This window comes from Opitutaceae bacterium TAV5, from assembly GCA_000242935.3.
Taxonomy (GTDB): Bacteria; Verrucomicrobiota; Verrucomicrobiia; order Opitutales; family Opitutaceae; genus Geminisphaera.
The window spans coordinates 4347965-4372449 of record CP007053.1 but is presented as its reverse complement, the minus strand read 5'-3'; the positions used below and the strand labels follow the sequence as shown (position 1 = coordinate 4372449).

The window sequence follows — 24485 nt, the reverse complement described above, 5'->3', positions numbered from 1 at the left end:
TTGGTCGTTGACAGCGGGCAGTTGGTTGCGCCGGACGGACGGGTTGTCGCCGGTTTTCGACTACAAACCGCCGACCGCTCCGGCCGCCCTGGCCGGTCTACCCGCATTGCGATTGAATTTTTTGACGAGCACGCCGTCGGCCTTGAGGAAACCGATGACGAGCGCACGCAGCCGGCTGCGGCGAGGGTTTTTCCAGGCAAAAAGACGCGTGCCGATGAAGGCCAGCACCTGATCCGTCGCCAGGCCAATGATGCCGATGATGACGATGGCCGCATACACGTTGTCGAAATTCCGGTACTTCGCTTGCTGGTTGATGAAGAAAGTGATGCCGGAACTCACGCCGATGACCTCGGCCACGATCAGGTACGTCCACGCCCAGCCGAGCAGGATGCGGAGGTCGTTGTAGAGATCGGGCAGGCTGGCGGGCACGAGCACGCGGAGCACGAGGTGACGGCGTTTCGCGCCGAGCGTCTGCGCCGCCTCCAGCAGGCCGCAGTCCACTTTCCGGACGGTGTTGGCGACGACGAGCACCTGCTGGAAAAACGTGCCGATGACGATGATGGCGATCTTCGGTTCGAGATGGATGCCGAAGATCGCCACCATCAGCGCGCCGAAGGCGGGCGCCGGCATGTAACGGACAAAGTCGACGAACGGCTCGGCCGTCCGCGACACCGAAGCGAAGGCTCCGCAGAGGATGCCGAGCGGCACGCCGGCGGCGGAGGAGATCACAAAACCCCAGAAGATCGTGCGCAGACTCATCCCGAGGCTTTCGTGCAGCCAGAGATCGCCGCGAAGGACCGGTTTTGTCGTGAAGGCCGTGTAGAGCGCCCGCCCTACCGCATGCGGAGCAGGCAGATAGATCGGATTGGCCCGATAACCCTTTGGAGCGCGCTCGCCCGCGAGCGTCGTGGCCGCGGCGGCCTCGGCAAATTGTTTCCGTTCGATCAGCGTCCCGACCCGCAGCCAGGCGACGTCACCCGCATCCGTGACCTTGACCATCGGATGCCAGATCCAGGGCACATAACTGACGGCGCTCCAGACCGCGAGCGGCAGCACGAAGGCGAGGATGCCGAGGAGGCAGCGCCGGCGCGGCGTCAGCTCCTTGCGAATGGAAAACCAGTGTGGACGGGACATGCGTGCTCGAAATTTGAAGTTTGTCGTTTGTAGTTTGAATTTTATAGTCGGCAGTTTGTAGTTTTTAATTGGTTACAGACGGCCGGTCATGCGACTCTGCCGGCGACCAACTTCAAATTTCCAACTTCAAATTTCAAATTTCCAACTGCCAATTACTTCCCGCCCGCCGCAGGCGGGGCAGCCAGCGCCTCGAGGGTCAGCGAGGGATCGAGGTAGGCGGCGACGTCCTGCGATTCCTTGTAGACGTCGTTTTTCACATTGAACTCGTCAGCGATCTTCGAGGAGCCGACGAGGGAGTCGAAACTGTCGGTCTTCGCGCTGAAAAACTTGCTGCTCTCGGCCAGCGTGAGCAGGCGGGTGCCGGGGAGAAACTTCGCGTACTCCTTCGGATCGATGCCGGCGCGGGCCGCCATGATCCGGATGCCGTCTTCCCGCGTCGCGGGATCGGCGAGGTAAGCCACCACCTTGTCCCACACCCGTACCACCTTGACCCAGTCGGCACGACGCCGGGCGAGGCTCTGCGGCGTCACCGCAATCATGTCGTAAATCAGGCCCGGTTCGTCGGCGCTGGTATACACGGCTTTCGAACCCGGCACGGCTTTGAGCGCCTCGCCGGAGTTGGGTTGCCAGGCGCCGATCGCATCCACCTGGCCGGAAGCGAGCACCTGCGGAGTCTGGTTGGTGGGCGTGGGCACGAGTTCGACATCGGACTCGGAAAGGCCGTTCTTTTTCAGCCCGTTGAGAAGGAGCAGGTGCACGACAAACCCGACCTCGATGCCGACTTTCCTGCCCTTGAGCTCCTTGAGCGAATTGATGCCCGGGCGGGCGACGATCATGTCGTTGCCGTTGGAATAATCGGTGACGAGGATGGCCACGTTCCTGGCGCCGCCCGCGCCGGTGACGAGCGCATCGCCGTTGGTCATGGTGACGGCATCGACCTTGCCGGCCGTGAACGCCTCCATCGACGGACCATATTCAAACCAGAGAAGGTCGACATCAACGCCGGCCTCCCGGAACCAGCCCTTTTGCTCCGCGATGGCGAGGGCGGTCCAGCCCGGCCAGTCGGAGTAGGCAATTTTCAGGGGAGCGGCGGCAAAGGCAGAAGCCGCGCAGAGAAGCGCGGATACGGTGCAGACAAGGAAACGAAACGTACGTGGCAGGCGCATAGATGACGTGATTTAGTGTTACGATTTTTACGTTTTGTGTTACGCACCTTTTCCTGAGCATGCCGTATGCCATCTGTGGGCGATGCCAAAAATATGACAGGAGAACGCTGCGGACCGGCGGAGCAGCCTTCATTTCCGGCAACGTCCATTTCCCGTAGCTGCTAGCTGCGAACGTGAGTTCGCAGGCCGCCGGGAGCAAAGCCGTCAGACGGCCACTCCCGCCATGCGGGCGGCACCGCCCTGGACGAGGCGGGCGAAGCTGCGGGCGCCGCCGTCATGATGTAGCAGTTTTCCCCGATCACGGGAGCCTCCTCACCTCTCTCCGGCGTCGGCGATGATTTTTTGCAAAACCTCCAGCCGCGGATACGGCTCATCCACCGAGGCGAGCGTGAGAAAGGCCGGCGGCGGAAGCGGGCCGGAAGCCGCGCCGGCGACCCGCTCCGGAGTGGCCGGCAACGGCGTCACCTCGAACGGGGCCGCGTAACGGAAACGGCGGAGGTTGCCCAGAAGCCGGCGCGATCCGGGCAGGCGGGCTCCGCGGCCGTTGGGGCGGCTCACCTGGATGATCACCGGCAACAGGTGGTGGCCCGATGCGAGATCGGGAGCGACCTGCAGCGGCAGTTCGTAAACCGCGGCCTGTCCGGCGGAGAGATGCAGCCGGAGTTTTGTTTTTTCGGCCAGGCCGAGACCCGGATGACGCAGGATGCGCACCTGCACGAGGCGCTGGCGCGACGTGTAGTTCTCAAAAAAGATCAGCAGCCGCGTGACACCGCCGGCCGGCACCTTGTCGTGAAGGAAAAACGCCGTGGCAGCGACACCGCAACCGGTGCACTTCAGGTCGAAGCCGAGCGTGCCGGCGAGAACCGAATGCGAGCGGGGCAACGGACTCCGGTCGCGCCAGGCCTTCCATACACACCACCAGCCCCGGAAGGCGGGCAGCCCGAAAACGAGCACCGGGATCCAGGCAAAAGCGGGATGATGGCGCCCGACAAGCGAGGCGCCGGCGATCGCCATGAGCGTCGCCAGAAGGGACAGAAACGCGACGGGCCAGCCACCCCGGTGGTACGGACCGGTATCGGGCACGGCGTGGACGGGCTCGGGACGGAGAAGCGCGGGAGAATTCATGGGAGGGTTAATCATTACGAATCAATGACGACGAACGACGAAGGGGCGGCGCAGGCGCAGGTTTGAGAAATCCGTAATCTGTGATTCGTCATCCGTCATGGTCTTCACTCCGACCGGTGTCGGTGAAAGCCGGTGCGCACGGCCATGATCAGACCGAGCAGGACGAGCACCCGCGAGGCGATGCCGTCCATGAAGTGCTGCGGACGCGCCACGGCGATGAAGACGTTGAAGGCGATAAAAAACAGCAGCCCGACAACCGAGGCGCGGAAGGGCGCATACTTCGCCCACCAGGCGAGGAGCAGGAAAAGAAGCCCGATGCCGAGCGTCACCAGGGCGGCCGCACGGAGGATTGAAATCATCGGATCGGAACTGGCCGTGCGGTAGTCCAGCAAGTCGAAGGATACCCACAGGTAAATCGGATACAGGGCGGTGAGGAACTGGACAAAAGCCGTGACACGCAGCCAGTCGCGGCCGGAAAAAAGCTGCTGCTCCTGCGCGGAACGAACCTGCGCCTCGCGCAGGATACGGTAGGGGTCGATGGAGGCGGATGAAGGTGGGCGGGCGGTGGACATGGCGAGGAGGGAGGTGGGCGGATTGATGGGAAATATCAGCTGTCGGCCGCAGGGGCGGCGGGTGCTTCGCTCCAGCCGCCGCCGAGGGCCTTGTAGAGATCGACGAGGCTGACGAGGTGGAGCGCGCGCGAACGGATCAGGCCTTGTTGCGCGGCGAAAAGATCCTGCTGCGCGGTGAGCACGGTCAGGTAGTCGGCCACGCCGCCCTTGTAACGCAGGTCGGAGAGGTCGTAGCGGCTTTGCCCGGCGGCAACCTGCGTTTCCTGCGCGGCGAGCTGTTCATCGTAGGAGGAGCGGGCGGCGAGGCCGTCGGCGACTTCGCGGAAGGCCGTCTGGATGGCTTTTTCGTAGGCGGCGATCTCGATGCGTTTCTGGATTTGGGCGACATCGAGCGTGGCGCGGTTGCGGCCGCCGGTGAAGATCGGCAGCGTGATCTGCGGGGCGAAGCTCCAGGTGCCGGAGCCGGCCTTGAAGAGGCCGTCGAGATCGGCGCTGCTGGTGCCGCCGAAGGCGGTGAGCGTGATCGACGGGAAGAAGGCGGCGCGGGCCGCGCCGATGTTGGCGTTGGCGGAGCGCAGGGTGTGCTCGGCCTGCAGGATGTCGGGCCGGCGTTGCAGGAGATCGGCCGGCAGGCCGGCGGGAAGATCGGTGATGAGGTTCTGGCCGGCGAGGGGGAGCGCGGCCGGCAGATCGTCGGGGAGGGGCGCGCCGACGAGGAAGGCGAGGCCGTTGCGCGCCTGCGCGAGGAGGCGCGTGTATTCGGCGATGGTGGCGCGGGTGCTGGCGACCTGGGCCTCGGCGGTGCGCAGGTCGAGCTCGGTGGCGACGCCGTTGTCGTAGCGATGTTTGATCAGGTTGTACGAATCCTGGACGAGCGCGAGCGTGCGGCGGCCGAGTTCGAGTTGCTCGTCGGCGGAGCGTTCGGTGAGGTACTGGGTGGCGAGGGTGGAAATGAAGGCGAGCTGCGCGGCGCGGCGGGCTTCTTCGGTGGCCAGCCAGGTTTCGAGCGCGGCGGCCCTGAGGCTGCGCACGCGGCCGAAGAGATCGATCTCCCAGGAGGCGGCGCCGCCCACGCGGTACTGGCTGGCGGTGTAGGCCCGGCCGGAGGTGGAAAGGTCGGCGGGCGTGCGACCACGGGTGCCGTCGGCGGCGCCGTCGAGCGTGGGCCAGAGGGAGGAACCTTCGATCCGGTATTGGGCGCGGGTCTGCTCGACGCGGAGGAGGGCGGTGCGCAGGTCGCGGTTGTTTTCGAGGCCGAGCGCGATGAGCGCGCGCAGGCGCGGGTCACCGAAAAACTGCGCCCAGCCGATGTCGGCCGCGCTGGCGGCGCCCGCGTCGGCGGAGGTGGCGGTGGCGGCGGGCCAGGCGTCGGGGACGGGAGCGGCGGGACGCTCGTAATCGGGCGCGAGCGTGCATCCGGCGAGGACCAGAGCGGCGGGAAGGGCGAGGAAGAGTGGGCGCTGCATGTGCGGGAAAGATGAAACCTGTGCGGGTTATTGCGGGCTCCCTGCGTTCGGGCCGCTGTCGGCGGGGGTTCTCTTGCGGCGGCCCTGGAAGACCCAGGTGACGACCACGAAGAACACCGGGATGAGGAAGATCGCGAGGACGGTGGCCGTGATGATACCGCCGAGGACGCTGGTGCCGATGGCGTTCTGCGAGCCGGAGCCGGCGCCGCTGGAAATGGCGAGCGGAAGCACGCCGAAGCCGAAGGCGAGCGACGTCATCAGGATCGGTCGCAGGCGCTGCCGGGAGGCGTGGATCGTCGCCTCGACCAGATCGGCGCCCTTGTCGTACGCCACCTTGGCAAACTCGACGATGAGGATGGCGTTCTTGGCCGAGAGGCCGACGGTCGTGATCAGGCCGACCTGGAAATACACGTCGTTGTTCAGTCCGCGTAACCAGACGGCCAATACCGCGCCGACAATGCCGAGCGGCACGACGAGCATCACCGAGAACGGCACCGACCAGCTTTCGTAGAGCGCCGCGAGACAGAGAAAGACAATGGCGAGCGAGATCGCGTAGAGCGCCGGAGCCTGCGCCCCGGAGAGCTTCTCCTCGTAGGAAAGCGCGGTCCAGGCGTGGGTGAAACCGGCGGGGAGCTCTTTCATGAGGCGCTCCATGGCGTTCATGGCGTCGCCGGTGCTCTTGCCGGGAGCGGCCGAACCCTGGATGGCGATGGAAGGCAGTCCGTTGAAGCGTTCGAGAAGCGGCGAACCGAACGTCCATTCACCTTCGGTGATCGCACTGACGGGCACGGGCTCGCCGCCGGCCCCGGGCACATACCAGCGCTCGAAATCCTCGGGCACCATGCGCCAGGGCGCGTCGGCCTGGAGATAGACTTTCTTGACGCGGCCGTGGTGCGAAAAGTCATTTATGTAGGTGGAGCCCCAGGCGGCGGCGAGCGTCTGGTTGACGAGCCCGAGCGAGAGGCCGAAGGAGGAAGCTTTCTCCTCGTCGATGTGAAGCCGGTATTCGGCCACGTCGTCGAAACCGTTGGGACGGGTGGCGAAGAGGACGGGGTCCCCGCCGGCCAGACCGAGAAGCCGGCCGCGAGCCTCCATGAGCGCTTCGTGCCCCTGGTTGGAACGGTCGATGAGCTGGAACTCGAAGCCGTTGGCCGTTCCCAGTTCAATGATGGCCGGTGGAGGGAAGGTATAGATGGTCGCTTCCTTGACGGTGGCGAAATGCGCCATGGCACGGCCGGCGATGGCATTGGCACGGTTGTTTTTCCCGGGACGCTCCTCCCAGTCCTTGAGCTTGATGAAACCGAAGCCGGCATTCTGGCCACGTCCGCCGAAGCTGAACCCGGCCACGGCCATGACCGACTGGACGGCTTCCTTTTCGTTGGCGAAGAAGTACTCCTCCACTTCGCGGAGCACGTCGATGGTCTGTTCCTGGGTCGAACCGGCAGGGAGCTGGACCTGGAGCAGGAGCACGCCCTGGTCCTCCTCGGGCAGGAAGGAGGTGGGCAGCCGCAGGAAGATCCAGGCCATGAGCGCGGTGATGCCGCCGTAGATGACGAGCGCCCGGCCCCAGCGGCGGATGGAGTGGCGCACGCCGGTGGCGTAAAGCGCGGTGCTGCGGTTGAAAGTGCGGTTGAACCAGCCGAAGAAGCCGCGCTTCTCCTCGTGATGCCCCCGGGGGATGGGCTTGAGCATGGTCGCGCAAAGCGCCGGCGTGAGGGTGACGGCGACGAACACCGAGAGCGCCATGGCCGAGGCGATGGTGATGGAAAACTGCCGGTAGATGATGCCGGTGGCGCCGCCGAAGAAGGCCATGGGCAGGAACACGGCGGAGAGCACGAGCGCAATGCCGACGAGCGCGCCCGTGATCTGGCCCATGGATTTGCGCGTGGCCTCCTTCGGCGGCAGGCCCTCCTCGGACATGACACGCTCGACGTTTTCGACAACCACGATGGCGTCGTCCACGAGCAGGCCGATGGCCAGGACCATGCCGAACATGGTCAGCGTGTTGATCGTGAATCCGCAAATGGCCATGACGGCGAACGTGCCGAGCAGCACGACGGGCACCGCGATGGTGGGGATGAGCGTGGCCCGGATGTTCTGTAAAAACAGATACATGACGAGAAACACGAGGACGATGGCCTCGATGAGCGTCTTGACGACTTCCTCGATGGAAAGACGCACGAAGGGCGTGGTGTCGTAGGCGGGCGTCACCAGGAGACCGGATGGGAAAAACTCTTTCTGCGAGTCGATGTACTCGTTGAGCAGGCGGACGGTTTCGAGCGCGTTGGCGCCGGTCGCGGGCTTGACGGCGAGGCCGGAAGTGGCGTGGCCGTTGTAGAAGGCGGAGATGGCGGCGCTCTCGCCGCCGAGCTCGATACGGGCGACATCGCCGAGGCGGACGCGGGAACCGTCCTCGTTGACGCGGAGAAGGACCTTTTCAAAATCCTCGGGGCTCTGGAGCCGCGTGCGGATGGTGATGTTGGCGTTGAGGCGCTGGCCGGGAATCGCGGGGGCGCCGCCAAACTGGCCGGCGGAGATCTGCGCGTTCTGCGCGTCGAGGGCGGCGGCAATGTCGGCGACGGAGATGTTGTAGTTGGTCATCTGGTCGGCGTTGAGCCAGATGCGCATCGAGTACTCGGTACCGAAAAGCGTGACGTCGCCAACGCCCTTGATGCGGCTGATCGGCTCCTTGAGATTGGCGGCGAGGTAGTCGGAGATGTCGTCCTTGTTGAGCGAGCCGTCCTCGGTGTAGAAGCCATAAACGATCAGGAAGTTGCGGACCGATTTTTTGACGGTGACGCCGAGTTGCTGCACTTCCTGCGGCAGGAGCGGGGTGGCGAGCTGGAGCTTGTTCTGCACCTGCACCTGGGCAATGTCGGGATTGGCCTCGTTGTTGAACGTGATGGTGATCGTGACGTTGCCGTCGGAATCGCTGCGCGTCTCCATGTAGCGGAGATGGTCGATGCCGGTGAGTTGTTGTTCGATGATCTGCGCGACGGTGTTTTGCACCGTCTCGGCCGAGGCGCCGGGATAGCGGGCGGAGATTTCGACCTGTGGCGAGGCGATGTCGGGATACTGGGAAACAGGCAGCGTGCGGATGGCAAGCAGGCCGGCGCCCATGAGGAGGATGGCGATCACCCAGGCGAAAACCGGGCGGTCGATAAAAAATCTGGCCATGATGAAAGTGCGGATTGCGGGATGCGGAGTGCGGAATTTTGCGCGTGGCGTACCGGGTGAGAGAGGCGCTCAGTTTTTCGATTTTTCGTCCGTTGCGCCCGCCGCCCCGGTTTTCGGCGTCCAGGGGACAGCGGTTACCGGAGTGCCGGTGCGGATACGCTGGAGATTGGTGACAATGACCTTGTCCCCGGGGTTGAGGCCGCCGGTGACGATCCACTGGTCGCCGTGCGTGCGGCCGGTTTCGATGATACGGTTCTCGGCCTTGTTGTCCGCCGTCACCACCCAGGCGGTGGGCTGGCCCCGATAGTTGCGGCTGACGCCCTGCTGCGGAGCGAGCAGCGCCTGCGGGTTGACTCCTTCCTCGAACCGGGCGCGCACAAACATGCCGGGAAAAAGATCGCCGCGCGGATTGGGAAAGAGCGCGCGCAGGGTGACCGAACCGGTGGTGCGGTCCACGGTGACATCGGAAAACTGGAGCGCCCCCGCATGCTCGTAGGCGGTGCCGTCCTCGAGAATGAGATGGACGGGCGCGCCTCCCTTCTCCGCGCCGGATTTCAGGGTGCCCTTTTCGAGAGCGCGCTTGAGCCGCGAGACTTCCGCACTGGGCTGGACGAGGTTGACGTAGATGGGATCGAGCTGCTGGACGGTCGCCATGAGCGTGGCCTGCGCGGCCTGCACGTAGGCGCCTTCCGTGACTTCGGAGAGACCGATCCGGCCGGCGATGGGCGAGGTGACCTTTGTGTAACCGAGATCGATCTCCGCCGAAGTGATCGCGGCGCGGGCGGCGGCCACGTCGGCCGTGTATGTGCCAACGGCCGCGACGGCGTCGTCGTATTGCTGTTTGCTGACGGCATTGACGGCGACGAGTCCCTTGAAGCGCTCGGCCTGGAGACTGGCGGTCTTCAGGTTGGACTCGGCGCGGGCGAGGCTGGCCTTCGCGCTGTCGAGCACGGCCTGGTACGGGGCCGGGTCGATCTGGTAGAGCAGTTCGCCTTCCTTCACGTCGGCGCCCTCGGTGAAATGGCGCTTTTGAACGATGCCGTTGACCCGCGCCCGCACCTGGGCGACGCGATGCGCCTCGGTGCGACCGGGAAGTTCGCGGGTCTGCGAGACGGCGGTGGTGCCGAGCGTGACGACGCCGACCTCGACGGCGGACGGCGGAGCGGCGGGGGCCGCGGCGTCCCGGTTTTTGCCGCAGCCGGCGGCAAACAGCGGAGCGGCGATGGCGAGAATGAAAAGAAGGGTGTGTTGGCGTGGCATATAATTCGATAAAACCGGTTCGGGCGAAGGGGCGTCGGGCAAAAAGTGGCGCGCGGATTCGGGACTCATGCGTGTGCGGCCTCCTCCTCCGGCGCAGCCGTGATATCGGAAGCCGAAGAACTGCCCGCTCCCGCGTTCTCCGTCAGTTGGGCAACCCGGGAATCGAGATGGTCGCAGGCCGTGCGCAGCACGGCGAATTCGGCCGGGGCGATCGGTTCGGCGAGGCGGACCATGTCGCCGACGAGATGATCGACAGCCGACGTGTAGTGTTTGCGGCCGGCGGGCGTCAGCCGGGTGAGAACCTGGCGGCGGTCGACGGTGCTGCGTTCGCGGATGATGAGGCCGGAAATTTCCAGCCGGGTGAGCACATCGGTGACGGTGGGCGGCCACATGGATGCCAGGCTCGAAATCTGTGTCGGGGAAAGCGGAGCGTCTTCGTGGGCAACGAGGGTGGCGAGGATCCGGAATCCGGTTTCGGTGAGTTTCTGTTTCGAAAGACTGTGCTTGAGAAAGGTGCGAACCCGGTGGGACGTGACGAGAAAGGCGAGCAGGGTGCGGCAACGGGGCTCGTGCTTGCCGGCGCATTTGAAGGCCCGGTGGCGGAGGGCATCCTGGATGGGGTCGATGGAGGGAGTCATGGTCGCGAGGCGGAATGAAGGGAGTGTTGCTGTCGATGAGGGAGAGGCACGCGGACGGGCCGGATCGCGCCGGAATACGGCAGGAGACTATCACCGGGCGGCGAAACGCGGAATTACTTTGTTTCTTGCATCGTGTTAGTCCGGGACTAACAGCAAGGGCACGATGGAACTGAGGCACCTCCGATACTTTGTGGCCGTGGCCGAGGAACTGAATTTCCGGCGCGCGGCGGAGCGGTTGCATGTTTCGGCGCCGACGCTGAGCGTGCAGATCAGGGATCTGGAGAGCCACGTCGATACGCGCCTGCTGGAGCGGGACACCACACGGGTGCGATTGACCGTCGCCGGCGAGGTTTTGCTGAAGGAAGCGAAGCGGCTGCTGGAGCAGATGCAGCAGATGGTGACGGCCACACGGGAGGCCGGCCGGGGACGGCAGGGGACGCTGCGGATCGGCAACGCCGGAGCGGTCTCCTACGGATTTCTCCCGACGTGCCTGAACATGTTCCGCGAGCGTTTTCCCGACGTCGACGTGACGCTGGAGGAAATCGCCTTTGACGAGCAGCACACCACGGCCCTTCGCGACGGCCGGATACAGATCGGATTCATCTTCGACCCCGAAGCGACCAGGCTTGTCGGCCTGAATCATCTCCAGGTCATCGACACGCCTTTCAAGGTGCTCGCCAGCGACGCGCATCCGCTCGCCCGGCAGCGGCAGATTTCGCTACGGGAGCTGGAGGGTGAACCGCTGCTGGCGGTAGGGCAGCCCGGAAGCACCGGGCACGCCGAGCATATGCTTGCGTTGCTGAAAGACCGGAAAATCAGGCCCGGGCCGGTGAAATCCGTCATGGGTCAGGAGGCGTTTCTCGCGATGGTAGCGGGCGGCCAGGGAGTATCGCTTGTGCCGATGGCGCGCAGCATCTCCACGCGGGAGGGGCTTTCCACGCTGGCGATCAGGGAGAACGGGCCGGACCTGCAATTCCAGTTGCACGCGATCTGGAAGGCGGACGAGACCTCCCCGCTGGTGAAGAATTTCGTCGAGGTGCTGCGGGATTTTCGCAAGCACCACGCGTGAATCATTCGTCGTGCCAGACCACGTGCTGCTCCAGCGGATGGCGCGGCGGGGGTGGCGGGATTTTTCCCGGCAGGGGATAACCGAGCGCCACGACGCCGAGCATCCGGTGCGTGTCGTCGAGGCCGAGCCAGGCGGCGAACTCCGCCGACCGTGTCACCGGCGGCGTCGCCCAGAATGAGCCGAGGCCGTGCCCGTGCGCCGAAAGCATCAGGTTCTGCACCGCGCAGCAGGTCGCGGCGATTTCCTCCGGCTCGGGTATCTTGCCGCCCGGCTCCACCCGCGCGGCCACCGCGATCACCACCGGCGACCGGAGCGCGAGGGCGGAGAGTTTGGCGCGCTTCTCCTCATTGCGGGCGGCGGGCGGCACGAGCCGGTCGTAAATCGACAGCAGGCCGTCGGCGAGGCGCTGGCGGGCGGCGCCGGCGAAAACATGGAAGCGCCACGGCTGCGTCATCCCGTGCGACGGCGCCCAGTGGGCGTCGGTGAGGATTTCCGCAAGGACGGATTTTTCGACGGGACGCGCCGCGTCCATCGATGCGGGCTTGATCGTGCGGCGGGTTCGGTAGGGCATGCGGCGGTTCCGGTGACGGAGCGGTGACCGGATTATTCGGGCAGTTCGTAACGATCGGAGGCGGCGATGGCACGCTGTATCGTTGCGACGGATACGAGATAGTTGTAGTTGGCCTGGAGCTGGTTGAGGCGCGCCTCCGTCAGGGCGGTGCGGGCCTGCAACTGGTCGAGCTGCGTGGCCGAGCCGGCGCCGTAACGGGCGTCGGCGAGGCGCAGCGCCTCCTCGGCCTGGTCGACGACCTTGCCGGCGGCGTTGGCGAGCTCGGTCGCTTCCTGCAGCGAGGAGAGCGCGCGGCGCACCTCGACCTCGACGCGAAGGCGTTCGGACTGGAACTGGATTTTCGACTGTTCGAGCTGCGACCGGGCCTGGCGGACACGGCCGCGCGTGGCGGCGCCGTCGAAGATCGCCCATGAACCCTCGACGCCCACGAGCCAGCCGTCCTGCGAATCGGAAAACGAGGCGGTCGTCTGGTTGCGGCGCACCTGGTAGCCGCCGACCAGATCGAACGTCGGGCGGTAGTCGGCCACGGCCACACTCACGCCGGCCTCGCGCGCGCGGGTGATCTTGTCGAGCCGCTGGAGCTCGGGACGGTCGCGGATCGCCTGCTCGATCGAGGCGGCGAGGTCGTAGGTGACGGGCGTGAATTCGAGCTTGCCGACAAATTCGGGAGCCTTGTGCGGATCGACCACTTCGAGGTTGGTGTAGCCGAGGACGCGGCGGAGCTCGTCGATGGCGATGCGGAAGTTGTTGCGCGCGGTGATGAGACCGGGCTGGGCATTGGCGAGCTCGACTTCGGCGCGGAGCACATCGAAGTGCGAGACGGAGCCGGCTTCATAGCGGTTGCGGGCGGTCTGGAGCTGTTCTTCGAGAAGCTCCACGTTCTGTTGCTGCACGGTGATCTGCTCGCGGGCGAGAAGCACGTCGTAGTAGCGCGTGCGCACTTCCAGCAAGGCATCGCTGATGACGGACTGGAGCGAGAGGATGGCCGCCTCGCGGACGAGCGTCTGCGCATCGAGCGCGGCGCGCACACCGCCGCCGGCGTAGAGTTTCTGGCGGACGGTGAGCGCGATGTTCCAGTCCTGGTCGCGGTCGCCGGGGTAGTTGGAAATTTCCTTTTCGTTGAGCCGGTAAGCGCCGTCGAGCGAGACGTGCGGGATGGCGTCGGCGCGGACTTCGATGATGACGCCCTCCTGCTCCTCGATCTGCTCGCGGGCGAGACGGATCGCGTAGTTGTGCTGGACCGCGAAGGCGAGGGCGGTGGGCAGGTCGAGTTTTTCCGGGATGTCGGGCGCAGGATCGGTCAGCGGCGCGGGTGGCGGGACCGGAGGCAAGGCGGTGGCGGCGGTGGCGGGTTCCGCCGCGGAAAGGCCGGAGGCCGAAGGCTGGAGGCTGACGAAGGCCAGCAGGAACAGCACGGTGAGTCGGTGGATTTTCATGAGACGGACGGTATAGCGAGAGGTGCGTTTACGATGCCGGGGCCACGTGTGCAGCCGGAGCGGCGAGATGTTCCTGGCGGCCGCCGCGGTCCTTGGCGATGAGGACGTAGAGCGACGGCACGATGAAGAAGGTGAAGAGCGAACCGATGGCCATGCCGGCCACGATGACGATACCGATGCTGTTGCGCGCCTCGGCGCCCGCGCCGGTCACGAGCGTGAGCGGGAAGTGGCCGATCACCGTGGCCATCGTCGTCATCAGGATGGGGCGGAAACGCGTGAGCGAGGCTTCACGGATCGCCGCAATCTTGGAAAGGCCCTGCAACTGGAGGTGGTTGGCAAACTCCACCATCAGGATGCCGTTCTTGGATACGAGACCGATCAGGGTGACGAGGCCCACCTGCGAATAGATGTTCATCGTGGTCGTCCAGCCGTCGGTGAAGTAGTGAAGCTGCGGGTTGGGCATTTTCAGCAGCGAGAAGATGAGCGCGCCGAACATGGCGAGCGGCACCGAACCGGCGAGGATGACGAAGGGATCGCGGAACGAGTTGAACTGCGCGGCGAGCACGAGGAAGATCAGGATCACGGCGAGGAGGAAGGCCGGGCCGAACTTGTTGCCTTCGACGCGGAGCTGGCGCGACTGGCCGGTGTAGTCGATCTTGTAGCCCTTGGGCATGACTTCGGTGGCCGTGTCTTCCAGGAAGCGGAGCGCTTCGTCGAGCGGACGCAGCGCCATGCCGCTGATTTTGACGGAATTGAGCTGCTGGAAGCGGTTGAGCGTGCGCGGCACGGTCGAGTCCTCGATCGTGGCCACGGTGCTGAGCGGCACGAGCTGGCCGGCGGGGCCGGTGACGTAGATGTTCCGGAGCTGGTCGGCGTTGAGGCGCTCGGAGCGGGCGACCTGCGGGATGACCTTGTAGCTGCGTCCGTCGATGTTGAAGCGGTTGACGTAGTTGCCGCCGACGGCGGCGGACATGTCCGCGCCGACCTGCTCGAGGTTGAGCCCGAGCGCGGCGACCTTGTCGCGGTCGATGGTGATCTCCGACTGCGGCTGGTCGATCTTGATGTCGATGATCGGCGGGAAGAGGAAGAGGTTGGCCTTGTTGGCGCGGTCGACGATTTCCCGGACGATGTCGAGGATCTGCGGGGTGTCGGCCGTGGAGGCCACGACAAACTCGATCGGGAACGTGCCGCCGCCCGGGAGCGCGGGCGGATTGATGGCGTTGTAGCGCACGCCGGGAATATGGCTGAGGCCGGCGACGACCTCGGGCGTGATTTCGAAGACCGAGCGTTTGCGCTCGCCCCAGGGCTTCAGCACCATGCCGCCGAAGGAACTGGACGGCTGCGTGATGAGGAAGGTCCGGGAGGTCTCGGGATGGCTCAGGAAAAACTTGTTGGCGGCCTCGGTGGAAAGCACCGCCTGGTCGAGCGTGCCGTTGGCGGGTGTTTCGGCGATGGCGAGGATGACGCCCTGGTCCTCGGCGGGAGCGAGTTCCTTGGGCGAGATCATGTACATCGGGATGGCCGCGAGCGAGAGGACGATCCACACGATGTATACGGCGGGGCGGGCGTTGAGCGTGCCGTTGAGGAGCACGCCGTAGCCGCGTTTGAGTTTCTCGAAACCGCGGGTGATGAGTCCGGCGAGGCCGCGATCGTCGAGGCCGGGTTTCAGCAACTGCGACGACATCATCGGCGAGAGCGTGAGCGCGACGACGCCGGAGATCGTCACCGCGCCGGCCAGCGTAAAGGCGAATTCGCGGAAGAGCGAACCGGTGAGACCGCCCTGCAAGCCGATGGGCGCGTACACGGCGGCGAGCGTGATCGTCATCGAGATGATCGGCGACACGAGTTCGCGCGCGCCGGCGAGCGCGGCCTCGAAGGGCGTCTTGCCCTCGTGCATGTGGCGCTCGACGTTTTCGACCACGACGATGGCGTCGTCGACGACGATACCGACCGAGAGCACGATGGCGAGGAGGGTGAGCAGGTTGACCGAGAAACCGAAGGCCTGCATCAGGAACAGCGCGCCGACAAGCGAGATCGGGATCGCCACCACCGGGATGAGCACGGAGCGGAAGGAACCGAGGAAGAGGAAAATGACGATGATGACGATGAGCAGCGTCTCGCCGAGCGTGGTGAATACCTCGTCGATGGCGTCCTGGATGTAGGCGGTGGCGTCGTAGGCGATGCCGCCGTCGAGACCGGTCGGCAGGTTTTGCACGATGTCCTCCATCTCGGTGCGGATGCCCTTGACGACATCGAGCGCGTTGGCGGTGGGCAGGGCGAAGACGCCGATGAAGACGGCGGATTCGCCGGAGAAACGCACGTCGGCGTCGTAGTCCTCGGCGCCGAGCACGACGTCGGCGATGTCGGAGAGGCGCACGATGGAGCCGCCTTCCTCGCGCATGACGAGGTCGCGGAATTCGGCGACGGAGCGCAGGTCGGTGTTGGCGGTGAGGTTGACCTGGACGAGCGAGCCCTTGGTGGTGCCGACGGCGGAGAGGTAGTTGTTGGCGGCGAGGGCGGCGCGAACCTGCGCGGGGCTGATGTTGAGCGCGGCCATGCGGTCGGGCTTGAGCCAGATGCGCATGGCGAAGGTGCGGGCGCCGAGGATGTCGGCCTTCTGCACGCCGGCGACAGTGGAGAGGCGGGGCTGCACGACGCGCACGAGGTAATCGGTGATTTCGTTGCGCTGGAGCGTGGTGGAATTGAAGCGCAGGTAGGCCGAGGCGAACTGCGAGTCGGTGGACTGGATGTTGATGACCGGAATCTCGGCCTCGGGCGGGAGGTCGCCGCGCACCTGGTTGACGCGCGAGTTGATTTCGGAAAGCGCCTTGGTCGGATCGTAGTTGAGCTTGAGGCGGACGTTGATGGTGGAGACGCCCTGCGAACTGGTGGACTCGATGTAGTCGATGCCGTCAGCGGCGGCGATGGAGCGCTCGAGCGGCGTGGTGATGAAGCCGCGGACGAGTTCGGCGCTGGCGCCGACGTAGGCGGTCGTCACGGTGATGGTGGAGTCGTCCATGCGCGGATACTGGCGCACGGTGAGCGTCTCCCAGGCCTGGACGCCGGCGATGATGATCACGAGATTGACCACGATCGCGAGCACGGGCCGACGGATGAAAATGTCGGTGAAAGCGGATTTCATAGAAAAGCTGAAACGCTGAAATGTTGAAAACTGAAATGGAGAATGCTGTTGTGTCTAAAAAAAGGATACAGGAAGCCGGGGCGCGGGCGAATGCAGCGTTGGCGTGGCAGAGTGGCGTTGGAAATTTCAGCTTTCAGCGTTTCAGCTTTCAGCTTTTTCTGTATCATCCTTCGCCGGGTTGCGGGTTGAGTTCGGCTTTGGGCGCGAGGTCGTTGTTGACGGTGATGGCGACGCCGTTGCGGAGCTTGAAGGCGCCGGTGGCGACGACGGTCTGGCCGGGTTCGAGCCCTTCGGAGACGGCCACAAAATCGCCGCGCCGCACACCGAGGCGGACAAACTGCTGGCGCACCACGAATTGTTCCTCGCCGGAGTTTTCGCCGGCCTTCTTTTCGACGACAAACACGGTGTCGCCGTAGGGGGCGAAGAGGACGGCCGTGGCGGGGATCGTCGTGAGCTTGCTCTTGTCGGGCAGCACGACGGTGACGTTGCCGAACATGCCCGGGCGCAGGAGCTCCCTCTCGTTGGCGATCGTGAGCTGCACCCTCACCGAGCGCGTGGCGAGGTCGATGTCGGGATTGATCGCGGTGATCTTGCCCTCGAACACCTGCTGCGGCCAGGCGTCGCTTTTCACGCGGGCGGTGAGGCCGACGGCGAGCTGGCCGAGCTGCTGCTGCGGGAGAGAGAAATCGACGTGAACCGGCTGCAACGACTGGAGCGAGATGACGGGCGTGCCGGCGTTGATGAACTGGCCGAGGTTGACCAGACGGATGCCGAGGCGGCCGCCGAAGGGAGCGCGGATGGTCTTCTTGCCGATGGTGGCGCGGATGTTGGCGACCTGGGCGGCGGCTTCCTTGGACTCGGCATCGGCGGCATCGAGATCGGCCTGCGAGTTGGTGTTTTTCTCGCGGAGATCCTTCGCGCGCTGGAGACTGATTTCGGCGAGTTTCGCGCGGGCTTCTGCGGCGGCGAGCTGCGCCTTTTCGACCGAGATATCGAGCTCGGCGAGGAGATCGCCGGCCTTCACGGATGCGCCGGATTCGAAGGCGATTTTCGTGATGGTGCCGGACACTTCGGAACTGAGGACGACGCCCTGATCGGCGGCGACCGAGCCGACCGCCTCGAGCGTGGGCTCCCAGTATTCCTCGAGGACCCCGGCAGTCGTGACGGTTTCGGGAGGCGGGGTCATTTTGGCGCTCGCTGCGATCAGCGTGCCGATCTGTTTGGCCTTGATGCCGGCAATCACGCCGAGGAGCGCAAGAAGAGCGACCAGGCTGAGAATTATTTTTTTAGCCATATGGAAGATTGAATATGCTGGAAGACGGATGAAAACGGGCCGTTTGTCGGCAGCCGGAAAGTGGAAGCGGCCGGGCGAGGCGGATCAGGATGCGGCGGCGGCAGTCGTGGCGACATCGCCGGATACAGCGGCGGATCTGTCCGTATCACGCGGTTCGATACGCATCGCCTGCTCCATGATTTTGCCGAGGAGATCGACCAGCGTGCGCCGTTCGGCGGTGGTCAGGGTGCTCATCACCGCCGCCGTCCGCCGGAAATGTTCGGGAAGCATGGAGCCGAGATGTTCGATGCCCTTTTCGGTGAGAGCCACCGACATCATGCGGCGGTCCACCGGGTCCGGGTGGCGGGTGACCATGCCATCGCGTTCGAGCGTGTCGATGAGGCCGGTCATGGTCGCGCGGGTCACCCCCGCCATGTCGGCCAGTTCAGCCGGAGTATGGGCGAGCGGGCCTCCGCATTTGTTGAAAAGCAGCATCAGCACCGTGAAACGTCCCGCCGAGAGATTGCAGCGCTGGAACCAGGAGTGACCGACATGCGCGACCATGTCGCCGCAACGCAGAAGGTGCAAATACGCTTCGGTGGCAGACGGATCCAGATCAGGAAAAGTCTTCGCCGCCTCGATCAGGCAGTCATAACGTGGTAGATCCTTGAGCAGCAAAAATGCCATTCGTGGTGAGTGGTTAAAATATCAGGGCCCTAACAATAAGGCGCCTAACTGAAAGGCAAGCGCGACGGCGGAATTTTTTGAAAAAAGCTGCCGGCACGGAGGTGCGGAGGTGTAAAAATCCGGCGGACCGGACAAAAACCGGATGGAAAATTTTCCCGATTCCGGTTTGCTCGCAGGCTCTTCCGTTTCTTCTCCTCGTCCGATCTCCGTTTCCCGTCCCACCCGCCATGCCCGTCATCGACAAACCGCTTCCCGAACTGAAACGCTACCGCGGCACCAACCCGCGGCCCCGTGACTTCGACGCCTACTGGCGCACCGCGCTGAAGGAACTCGACGCCACCGATCCTGACCCGAAGTTTGTGCCGACCCGGGCCATCGCCCCGCGCGGCGCCGAGGCGTTCGATCTCTGGTTCACCGGCGTGGGCGGCGCGCGCATCCATGCCAAATACCTGCGTCCGCTCCCCGGCAAAAAAACGGCTCCCGCGCCCGCCATTCTCCAGTTTCACGGCTACTCCGGCAACGCCGGCGACTGGGCCGACAAACTTTCCTGGGTCAGCCAGGGTTACTGCATCGCCTCGCTGGACTGCCGCGGCCAGGGCGGCTCCTCGGAAGACAAGGGCGGGGTGCAGGGCAACACCCTCAACGGCCACATCATCCGCGGGCTCGACGACCCCGATCCGCAGAAACTGCTCTTCCGTTCCATCTTTCTCGATACCGCACAAATGGCCCGTGTCGTCCTTGCGCTTCCGGAGGTGGATCCCCGGCGCGTCGGAGCCACCGGCGGCTCGCAGGGCGGCGCCCTCACGCTCGCCTGCGCCGCGCTCGAACCCCGCGTAAAGCGTGCCGCCTCCGTATTCCCCTTCCTCTGCGACTACAAACGGGTGTGGGAGATGGATCAGGCCAAGGACGCCTACAAGGAGTTGCGCGACTATTTCCGGCTTTTCGACCCGCGTCATGAACGCGAAGACGAAATCTTCACCAAACTCGGCTACATCGATTGCCAGAATCTCGCGCCGCGCATCAAGGCCGAGACGCTGATGTTCACCGGTTTGATGGACACCATTTGCCCGCCTTCGACGCAGTTCGCCGCCTACAACAAGATCCGCGCGAAAAAGAACATGGTCATCTATCCCGATTTCGGTCACGAGGGCCTGCCGGGACATTTCGACCGGATCTTCAATTTCATGGGGGAACTCTGAGGTACGCCAGCGAACGGTTCCGGGGGAGCAGCAGACACAAACAGATCCAGATCCTCGCTCCCCTTCCCTCTCTTTCACCGTTTTTTGGAAGTGGAAAAACCGCGCCGGACAGGTCAGGCTGTCCGCCATCCTTGCCATGAAAGTACCTTTCCGTCGCCTCGCGTTCACCCTCGTCGCCGTTCTTTTGACCGGCGGTTGTGCAACCCATAACGATGGCCGCATCACCAATCCCGACCAGCCGGGTCCGGCCATCGGCAATGCCGCCGGCGCGGTGGTGGGCGCGGTCGCGGGGAATGCGGCCGGCGCGGTGGTCGGCGTCGGCGAAGGCGTCGCCTGGCAAACGAAGGAAGTCTTCAACAACGATCACCAGGTCGTACGCCGGTGGCAGACGGTGACCACCAGCGACGGTCGCACGGTGCAGGTGCCGGTCGAGATTGCGGTGGACAAATATGGCGTGCCCCTCGCGGACAAACGCGCCGCCGCCTCGGCCGCCAGCACGGAGCGCCCCAGCGCCACACCGCCGTCGCAGAGGAAGTGAGCCCGGCCGTCCTTGCCGGCCAGCCCTTCGAGCCCCGATACAGACACCGGCCCGCGCCTTGCCGACGCGAGCCGGGTCACCTCTAACCGACACCTGTATATCCTATGGCACAACAGGAAGGAGCGCACCGCCAGTGCGGAGCGCCCTTCCGGAAGATCGGAAACCAAAAAAATTCAAGGGAGCCGCCGGCCTGTTCGTCATTCCCTTTCGGGACGGATGACCAACAGACCGGCCTGCGGCCCGGTGGCCACCACTCCGGACAACCTGGACCGCAAAGGCCAGGAAACCCGAAACAGCGCAACACGGGCTGCACTCCGAATGCACATGGGGATGTGTAAAAGGACCGGCGGCAGACGGCCGCGCCGGTAAAGGACAAAAGAACAGGACGGCATCGGGATGCTGCGAAAAAACGCGCATGCCCGGACCGGCAATGGAAAGAGCAATGCCGGTGCCAGCGGCGAAACGAACGAATGCCAAATCCGACGATATCCTTGCCAAAACCGGCGAACGGAATCGCCAGTCGCAAGGATTCCGGACCGGTGGAGACAATCCGGTTTGCCGGAATGACGGGGGAGCCTCTCGCCGCCTCCGGCCTTGCGTTTATAGCAGCGCCACCGGCTCCGGTGCGATCCTGCCGTCGAGCAGCCGCGCCCGCAACCGCATCGCCGCATCCTCAATCGGACGACGGCGCGCCTCGTGATAAAACCGCGGCCACGGCGCATCGATCCGCCCGCGCAAGGCCTCTTCCAGCCCGGCGCCGGCGGCGGCGAGCGCCGCGATCTCGGCGTCGAAGAGCCGGAAAATGATCTCCTCGATCCCGCTTTCGGCGCGCTCCGGCTCCAGTTCGAGATTGGCCGCCTGTTCCTCCAGCTGGCGAATCCAGTCCCACGCCTTGTCGGCATGCCGCGTGAGCTTCGCAAGCGCCGCCTGGCAACGCCGGAATCCCTCGCCCTCGCCCGCGGCGTCGAGCCATGTCATGCAATCGTCGATACCGCCCGCCGGCGGATGGCCTTCGTGCAGGATCACAGCCGTGTTGACCAGGGAATCAAGCGCGCCGTCGAGCGGCGTCACCTGGATGCGGCCGCTCGCGTAGCGGCTCCATCCGGTGGCGAACACGCCTCGCAACGCGAAGCGCGGCGTCAGCTCCACCCAGGCCTGCGTCGCGATCTGCCGGCGGCCGGTGTCAGGCAGGTTGGCGCCGGGACCATCCGCGCCCTTGTAGGCCGTGGCCGCCCACAAGGTGCAGCCGGCCGCGTGCAATTTTTCCACATGCGGGAGGCGGTGATGGTACGTCGCCGGATCGCGCGGATCACCCGTGTAGCCCCACACGACAAGGTCCGCATGCGGCGCCAGCCGGGCCAGCTCGGCCGCGCTCCAGCCGACAAACTCGTCGTGCCACAGCAGCGGCCGGATCCCCCGCCCCGCCAGCTCGGCCATGACGGGGCCGAGCTGTTTCAGATAAAGCGCCGCCGCTCCGTGTTTTTCGAGAAAAGCGCGGCTTTCCGGATGCGCGCCCAGCGTATAGACCTCGTCGCCGCCGAGATGGAACCGGCGCACGCCAGGCAGGAGCGCGAGCACATCGGTGACCATCCTCCGCACCAGCTCCGGCGCGCGCGGATCGAGCGGATGGAACACATCCGTACGGTGCGGCACCTCGCGCAGCTCTTCGTTGCCCGGCAACCGCAGCACGTTTTCCGCGTGCCCGAGGCTCTGCACCAGCGGGATGATCTCCAGCCCCAGCTCCGCACACCGGCCGGCGAATCGCCGCACCTGCGCCACCGTGTACGCCGTGCGTCCGCGCAGGCGCACATCGCAGGACCAGGGAAACATGTCCTCCCACTCGACCAGCACGGCGTTGAACCGCAGCTTCCGGAACAACTCCGGCAACTCCAGCAGCCGCGGGAAAGAGGGCGGCACACCTTTCAGGTCGAGATGCACACCCCGCACCGGCACGGCGGGCGAGGACGAGGAAAACAGGTCGGTGGTCATTCGGAAAAATCAGGAACCTCGTCCGCTTCCGGAACTGTTCCGGGAATGATCGGCGGACGCCCCTCGGCCAGATGGCGACGGTAGGCGGAGGGCGGCATGCCGATGGCGCGGCGGAACGCCTGGCTGAAGGAAAAAATCGATTCGAAACCGCAGAGACGCGCCACCTCCGATACGCTCATGTCCGTGCGGTGGATGAGCTGCACGCTCCGCGTCAGCCGCGAACGCCGCAGGTAGCTGCCCAGGCTCACGCCGAAACGCTCGCGGAAGAGCTTGCGCAGGTTGCTCTCCGAAATGCCGAGATGGTCCGCCAGATCGCCGATACGCAGCGCCTGGTCCATCCTCCGGTCCACAAAATGCGCCAGCGTGCGCAACATCGTGCACGCCTCCCGTTCGTCGCCGGCCGGTTCCGCGAGCGGCTCCACGTTCGCGCGCTCCGCCATCGCCTCGAGGAGACGGCCCATGCGTAGTCCCATCTCGAATACGGCGCGCCCGGAACGTTGCCCGGCGACCCAGGACCGGCCCGTCTCCGAAATCAGCGCGAGATCCGTCATTTCCAGGTGGCGCGGCACGCCCGCCGCCTCCGTCAGGCCGGAGTCTTCCGCCAGATCGAAAGTAAAAAACAGCCACGCAAACCGCTCGGCCGAAAATCCGAAGTAGTGGTGAAATTCCCCCGGCCGCAGCAGCAGGGCGGTCCCCGGCTGCAAGGCGTAAATCCGGTCCTCCACACAGACCCGCCCCTCGCCCGCGTAGGCCACCACCAGTTCGTACCGGTGATGCACGCTGAACGTCACGCTCATCGGCATCATCTCGTGCGGCCCTTGCCGTACGAAAAACAGGAAGTTGTTGGGCATCACCGCGCTCGACCAGTTCAGGCCGTGGTAGTGATCGGGCATGTCCACGATTCCGCCCACCCAGGAGGGCACGCCCGGGAGCGGGACAAAGGCGGGCGAACCGGACGCGGCAGGCGAGGATGAACGCTTCGACATGCAGACGGAGAATGCCCAAAACCCGGGCCGAATCAATTAAGTTTCTCAGTTTTATTCTTGCTTATCGATTTTCTTAAATTTTTACACAATACATCAAATTATCGATTCCTATTCATTTCTCCGGATGCTTTCCTGTTCCGCCGGCAGCCTGCTGCCCGTCACCGGCAACCCCCTCTGTCCCGACAGCCTTTCCATGGAGCCCGCCATCCCCGCAACCGTCAGCAAAACGAACTCATGAAAACATCGGTCTCATCCGTCCGCCGCATGCGCGCTTCAGCATGCTGTCTCCTCCTCGCCGGGCTTCTGCCCGCCGCCTCCGCCCTGCATGCGCAGACGCGCGACTATTCGGTCACGTTCACCACGCCCCGCACGCTGGCCACAAACACCGCCAGCTGGAACTACACACTCGATCAGGCCTATCCCAGCGGCGATCCCGGCAGCACGCCTGCCGGCATGTTCATCGCCCGCGGGCAAAGCAGCGACTCCGATCATTCCATTACCGTCATCGGAGGCGTCACCGCCTATGAGATTCACACGGTGGGACTCCAGACTGCCGACTTCGGCTTCTATCTCATGAATCTCGATTTCACCTCGCTCGTTCCCGATGAATCGATCACTGTAACCTGGAGCTTCAAAATTCTGGCCAACGACACCGACGACAGAATCAATCCTGACAACTGGAGCGTGAAGTTCGCGACCAGCGCAACCTCTGCCGGCAACGCCAGCTTCCCGGAGGTCGCCAGCATCTTCAGTTTCAACGATGATGGTTCCACCTGGACCACTGTCACCGGCCAGTTCGTCCTGCCGGCCAACACCAGCCTGACCCGCGGCGGCATCCTGATCAACGGCCTGGGCAGCGGCAGCATCTTCAGCACCCCTGACAGTGTCTACCTGGCCGATCTCGTCGTGACCATCACCTCCAACTCCACCATCCCGGAACCGTCCGCGTGGCCCCTGCTCGGCGGACTCGCCGCATCGGGCGCCGCCGGCTTGCTCCTCCGGAAACGCCGCCGCTGACCGTTGACCGGCCGTTTGTCCTGTCTGACGACAGCCGGCC

Annotated in this window: 20 protein-coding genes; 5 read left to right on the top strand and 15 right to left on the bottom strand. The window is 64.9% G+C overall.

Annotated features, from left to right (window positions below; genetic code table 11):
* Positions 1–60 precede the first annotated feature (60 nt).
* From OPIT5_18710 to OPIT5_18675, 8 genes are all read right to left on the bottom strand, one after another.
* Positions 61–1134, bottom strand: a complete 1074-nt coding sequence (locus OPIT5_18710) for a nitrate ABC transporter permease (protein AHF91948.1) — start codon at positions 1132–1134, stop codon at positions 61–63.
* 152 nt (positions 1135–1286) lie between these two features.
* Positions 1287–2300, bottom strand: a complete 1014-nt coding sequence (locus OPIT5_18705; protein AHF91947.1) for an ABC transporter substrate-binding protein — start codon at positions 2298–2300, stop codon at positions 1287–1289.
* 312 nt (positions 2301–2612) lie between these two features.
* Complete coding sequence (locus OPIT5_18700) at positions 2613–3425, bottom strand: hypothetical protein (protein ID AHF91946.1); 813 nt, start codon at positions 3423–3425, stop codon at positions 2613–2615.
* A 104-nt stretch (positions 3426–3529) separates the two neighbouring features.
* Complete coding sequence (locus tag OPIT5_18695) at positions 3530–3997, bottom strand: hypothetical protein (GenBank protein AHF91945.1); 468 nt, start codon at positions 3995–3997, stop codon at positions 3530–3532.
* Between the two features lie 35 nt (positions 3998–4032).
* Complete coding sequence (locus OPIT5_18690) at positions 4033–5463, bottom strand: multidrug transporter (protein AHF91944.1); 1431 nt, start codon at positions 5461–5463, stop codon at positions 4033–4035.
* Between the two features lie 27 nt (positions 5464–5490).
* Positions 5491–8640, bottom strand: a complete 3150-nt coding sequence (locus OPIT5_18685; GenBank protein ID AHF91943.1) for a multidrug transporter — start codon at positions 8638–8640, stop codon at positions 5491–5493.
* A 69-nt stretch (positions 8641–8709) separates the two neighbouring features.
* The gene (locus OPIT5_18680) at positions 8710–9900 is read right to left on the bottom strand and encodes a hemolysin D (protein ID AHF91942.1); all 1191 of its coding nucleotides are present in this window, start codon (positions 9898–9900) and stop codon (positions 8710–8712) included.
* Between the two features lie 65 nt (positions 9901–9965).
* Complete coding sequence (locus OPIT5_18675; GenBank protein ID AHF91941.1) at positions 9966–10538, bottom strand: transcriptional regulator; 573 nt, start codon at positions 10536–10538, stop codon at positions 9966–9968.
* Between the two features lie 163 nt (positions 10539–10701).
* Between OPIT5_18675 and OPIT5_18670 the strand changes: the two genes are divergently transcribed.
* Positions 10702–11607 (top strand): LysR family transcriptional regulator, encoded by a 906-nt coding sequence (locus OPIT5_18670; GenBank protein AHF91940.1) that lies wholly within the window; start codon positions 10702–10704, stop codon positions 11605–11607.
* Position 11608: 1 nt separating this feature from the next.
* On the opposite strand, the gene OPIT5_18665 is transcribed toward OPIT5_18670, so the two are convergent.
* From OPIT5_18665 to OPIT5_18645, 5 genes are all read right to left on the bottom strand, one after another.
* Entirely contained in the window at positions 11609–12178 is a 570-nt protein-coding gene (locus OPIT5_18665; protein AHF91939.1) for a nitroreductase, read from the bottom strand.
* A 32-nt stretch (positions 12179–12210) separates the two neighbouring features.
* Positions 12211–13614 carry a transporter gene (locus tag OPIT5_18660; protein AHF91938.1) on the bottom strand — a complete coding sequence of 468 codons (1404 nt, stop codon included), beginning with the start codon at positions 13612–13614 and terminating at the stop codon, positions 12211–12213.
* A gap of 28 nt (positions 13615–13642) precedes the next feature.
* On the bottom strand, positions 13643–16756 hold the full coding sequence (locus tag OPIT5_18655) for an acriflavine resistance protein B (GenBank protein AHF91937.1): 3114 nt from the start codon (positions 16754–16756) through the stop codon (positions 13643–13645).
* A 163-nt stretch (positions 16757–16919) separates the two neighbouring features.
* Positions 16920–18050: an RND transporter gene (locus OPIT5_18650; protein ID AHF91936.1), complete on the bottom strand. Its 1131-nt coding sequence runs from the start codon at positions 18048–18050 to the stop codon at positions 16920–16922.
* 84 nt (positions 18051–18134) lie between these two features.
* Positions 18135–18716, bottom strand: a complete 582-nt coding sequence (locus tag OPIT5_18645) for a MarR family transcriptional regulator (GenBank protein ID AHF91935.1) — start codon at positions 18714–18716, stop codon at positions 18135–18137.
* 227 nt (positions 18717–18943) lie between these two features.
* Here OPIT5_18645 and OPIT5_18640 point away from each other — a divergent pair, with 227 nt between their 5' ends.
* Positions 18944–19915: an acetyl esterase gene (locus OPIT5_18640; protein AHF91934.1), complete on the top strand. Its 972-nt coding sequence runs from the start codon at positions 18944–18946 to the stop codon at positions 19913–19915.
* A 136-nt stretch (positions 19916–20051) separates the two neighbouring features.
* Positions 20052–20453, top strand: coding sequence for a flagellar motor protein MotB (locus tag OPIT5_18635; GenBank protein ID AHF91933.1), 402 nt, complete (start codon positions 20052–20054; stop codon positions 20451–20453).
* A 600-nt stretch (positions 20454–21053) separates the two neighbouring features.
* On the opposite strand, the gene OPIT5_18630 is transcribed toward OPIT5_18635, so the two are convergent.
* Together OPIT5_18630 and OPIT5_18625 are read right to left on the bottom strand one after the other, a co-directional pair.
* Positions 21054–22442, bottom strand: coding sequence for a hypothetical protein (locus OPIT5_18630; protein ID AHF94523.1), 1389 nt, complete (start codon positions 22440–22442; stop codon positions 21054–21056).
* A complete protein-coding gene (locus OPIT5_18625) occupies positions 22439–23428 on the bottom strand; it encodes an AraC family transcriptional regulator (GenBank protein AHF91932.1) in 990 nt (329 codons plus the stop codon). Before OPIT5_18625 ends, OPIT5_18630 begins: the two co-directional genes overlap by 4 nt.
* A gap of 124 nt (positions 23429–23552) precedes the next feature.
* On the opposite strand from OPIT5_18625, the gene OPIT5_18620 reads away from it, so the two are divergent.
* Together OPIT5_18620 and OPIT5_18615 are read left to right on the top strand one after the other, a co-directional pair.
* A complete protein-coding gene (locus OPIT5_18620) occupies positions 23553–23666 on the top strand; it encodes a hypothetical protein (protein AHF94522.1) in 114 nt (37 codons plus the stop codon).
* Positions 23663–24445: a hypothetical protein gene (locus tag OPIT5_18615; GenBank protein ID AHF94521.1), complete on the top strand. Its 783-nt coding sequence runs from the start codon at positions 23663–23665 to the stop codon at positions 24443–24445. Before OPIT5_18620 ends, OPIT5_18615 begins: the two co-directional genes overlap by 4 nt.
* The last annotated feature ends 40 nt before the right edge of the window (positions 24446–24485 follow it).

What these genes read in the sequence shown, in the direction of transcription:
- OPIT5_18625 (AHF91932.1), bottom strand. Translation starts at nt 23,428, where the DNA reads ATGTCGAAGCGTTCATCCTCGCCTGCCGCGTCCGGTTCGCCCGCCTTT.
- OPIT5_18665 (AHF91939.1), bottom strand. Translation starts at nt 12,178, where the DNA reads ATGCCCTACCGAACCCGCCGCACGATCAAGCCCGCATCGATGGACGCG.
- OPIT5_18685 (AHF91943.1), bottom strand. Translation starts at nt 8,640, where the DNA reads ATGGCCAGATTTTTTATCGACCGCCCGGTTTTCGCCTGGGTGATCGCC.
- OPIT5_18670 (AHF91940.1), top strand. Translation starts at nt 10,702, where the DNA reads ATGGAACTGAGGCACCTCCGATACTTTGTGGCCGTGGCCGAGGAACTG.
- OPIT5_18640 (AHF91934.1), top strand. Translation starts at nt 18,944, where the DNA reads ATGCCCGTCATCGACAAACCGCTTCCCGAACTGAAACGCTACCGCGGC.
- OPIT5_18645 (AHF91935.1), bottom strand. Translation starts at nt 18,716, where the DNA reads ATGGCATTTTTGCTGCTCAAGGATCTACCACGTTATGACTGCCTGATC.
- OPIT5_18655 (AHF91937.1), bottom strand. Translation starts at nt 16,756, where the DNA reads ATGAAATCCGCTTTCACCGACATTTTCATCCGTCGGCCCGTGCTCGCG.
- OPIT5_18695 (AHF91945.1), bottom strand. Translation starts at nt 3,997, where the DNA reads ATGTCCACCGCCCGCCCACCTTCATCCGCCTCCATCGACCCCTACCGT.
- OPIT5_18680 (AHF91942.1), bottom strand. Translation starts at nt 9,900, where the DNA reads ATGCCACGCCAACACACCCTTCTTTTCATTCTCGCCATCGCCGCTCCG.
- OPIT5_18650 (AHF91936.1), bottom strand. Translation starts at nt 18,050, where the DNA reads ATGGCTAAAAAAATAATTCTCAGCCTGGTCGCTCTTCTTGCGCTCCTC.
- OPIT5_18690 (AHF91944.1), bottom strand. Translation starts at nt 5,463, where the DNA reads ATGCAGCGCCCACTCTTCCTCGCCCTTCCCGCCGCTCTGGTCCTCGCC.
- OPIT5_18700 (AHF91946.1), bottom strand. Translation starts at nt 3,425, where the DNA reads ATGAATTCTCCCGCGCTTCTCCGTCCCGAGCCCGTCCACGCCGTGCCC.
- OPIT5_18615 (AHF94521.1), top strand. Translation starts at nt 23,663, where the DNA reads ATGAAAACATCGGTCTCATCCGTCCGCCGCATGCGCGCTTCAGCATGC.
- OPIT5_18705 (AHF91947.1), bottom strand. Translation starts at nt 2,300, where the DNA reads ATGCGCCTGCCACGTACGTTTCGTTTCCTTGTCTGCACCGTATCCGCG.
- OPIT5_18660 (AHF91938.1), bottom strand. Translation starts at nt 13,614, where the DNA reads ATGAAAATCCACCGACTCACCGTGCTGTTCCTGCTGGCCTTCGTCAGC.
- OPIT5_18635 (AHF91933.1), top strand. Translation starts at nt 20,052, where the DNA reads ATGAAAGTACCTTTCCGTCGCCTCGCGTTCACCCTCGTCGCCGTTCTT.
- OPIT5_18675 (AHF91941.1), bottom strand. Translation starts at nt 10,538, where the DNA reads ATGACTCCCTCCATCGACCCCATCCAGGATGCCCTCCGCCACCGGGCC.
- OPIT5_18630 (AHF94523.1), bottom strand. Translation starts at nt 22,442, where the DNA reads ATGACCACCGACCTGTTTTCCTCGTCCTCGCCCGCCGTGCCGGTGCGG.
- OPIT5_18710 (AHF91948.1), bottom strand. Translation starts at nt 1,134, where the DNA reads ATGTCCCGTCCACACTGGTTTTCCATTCGCAAGGAGCTGACGCCGCGC.
- OPIT5_18620 (AHF94522.1), top strand. Translation starts at nt 23,553, where the DNA reads ATGCTTTCCTGTTCCGCCGGCAGCCTGCTGCCCGTCACCGGCAACCCC.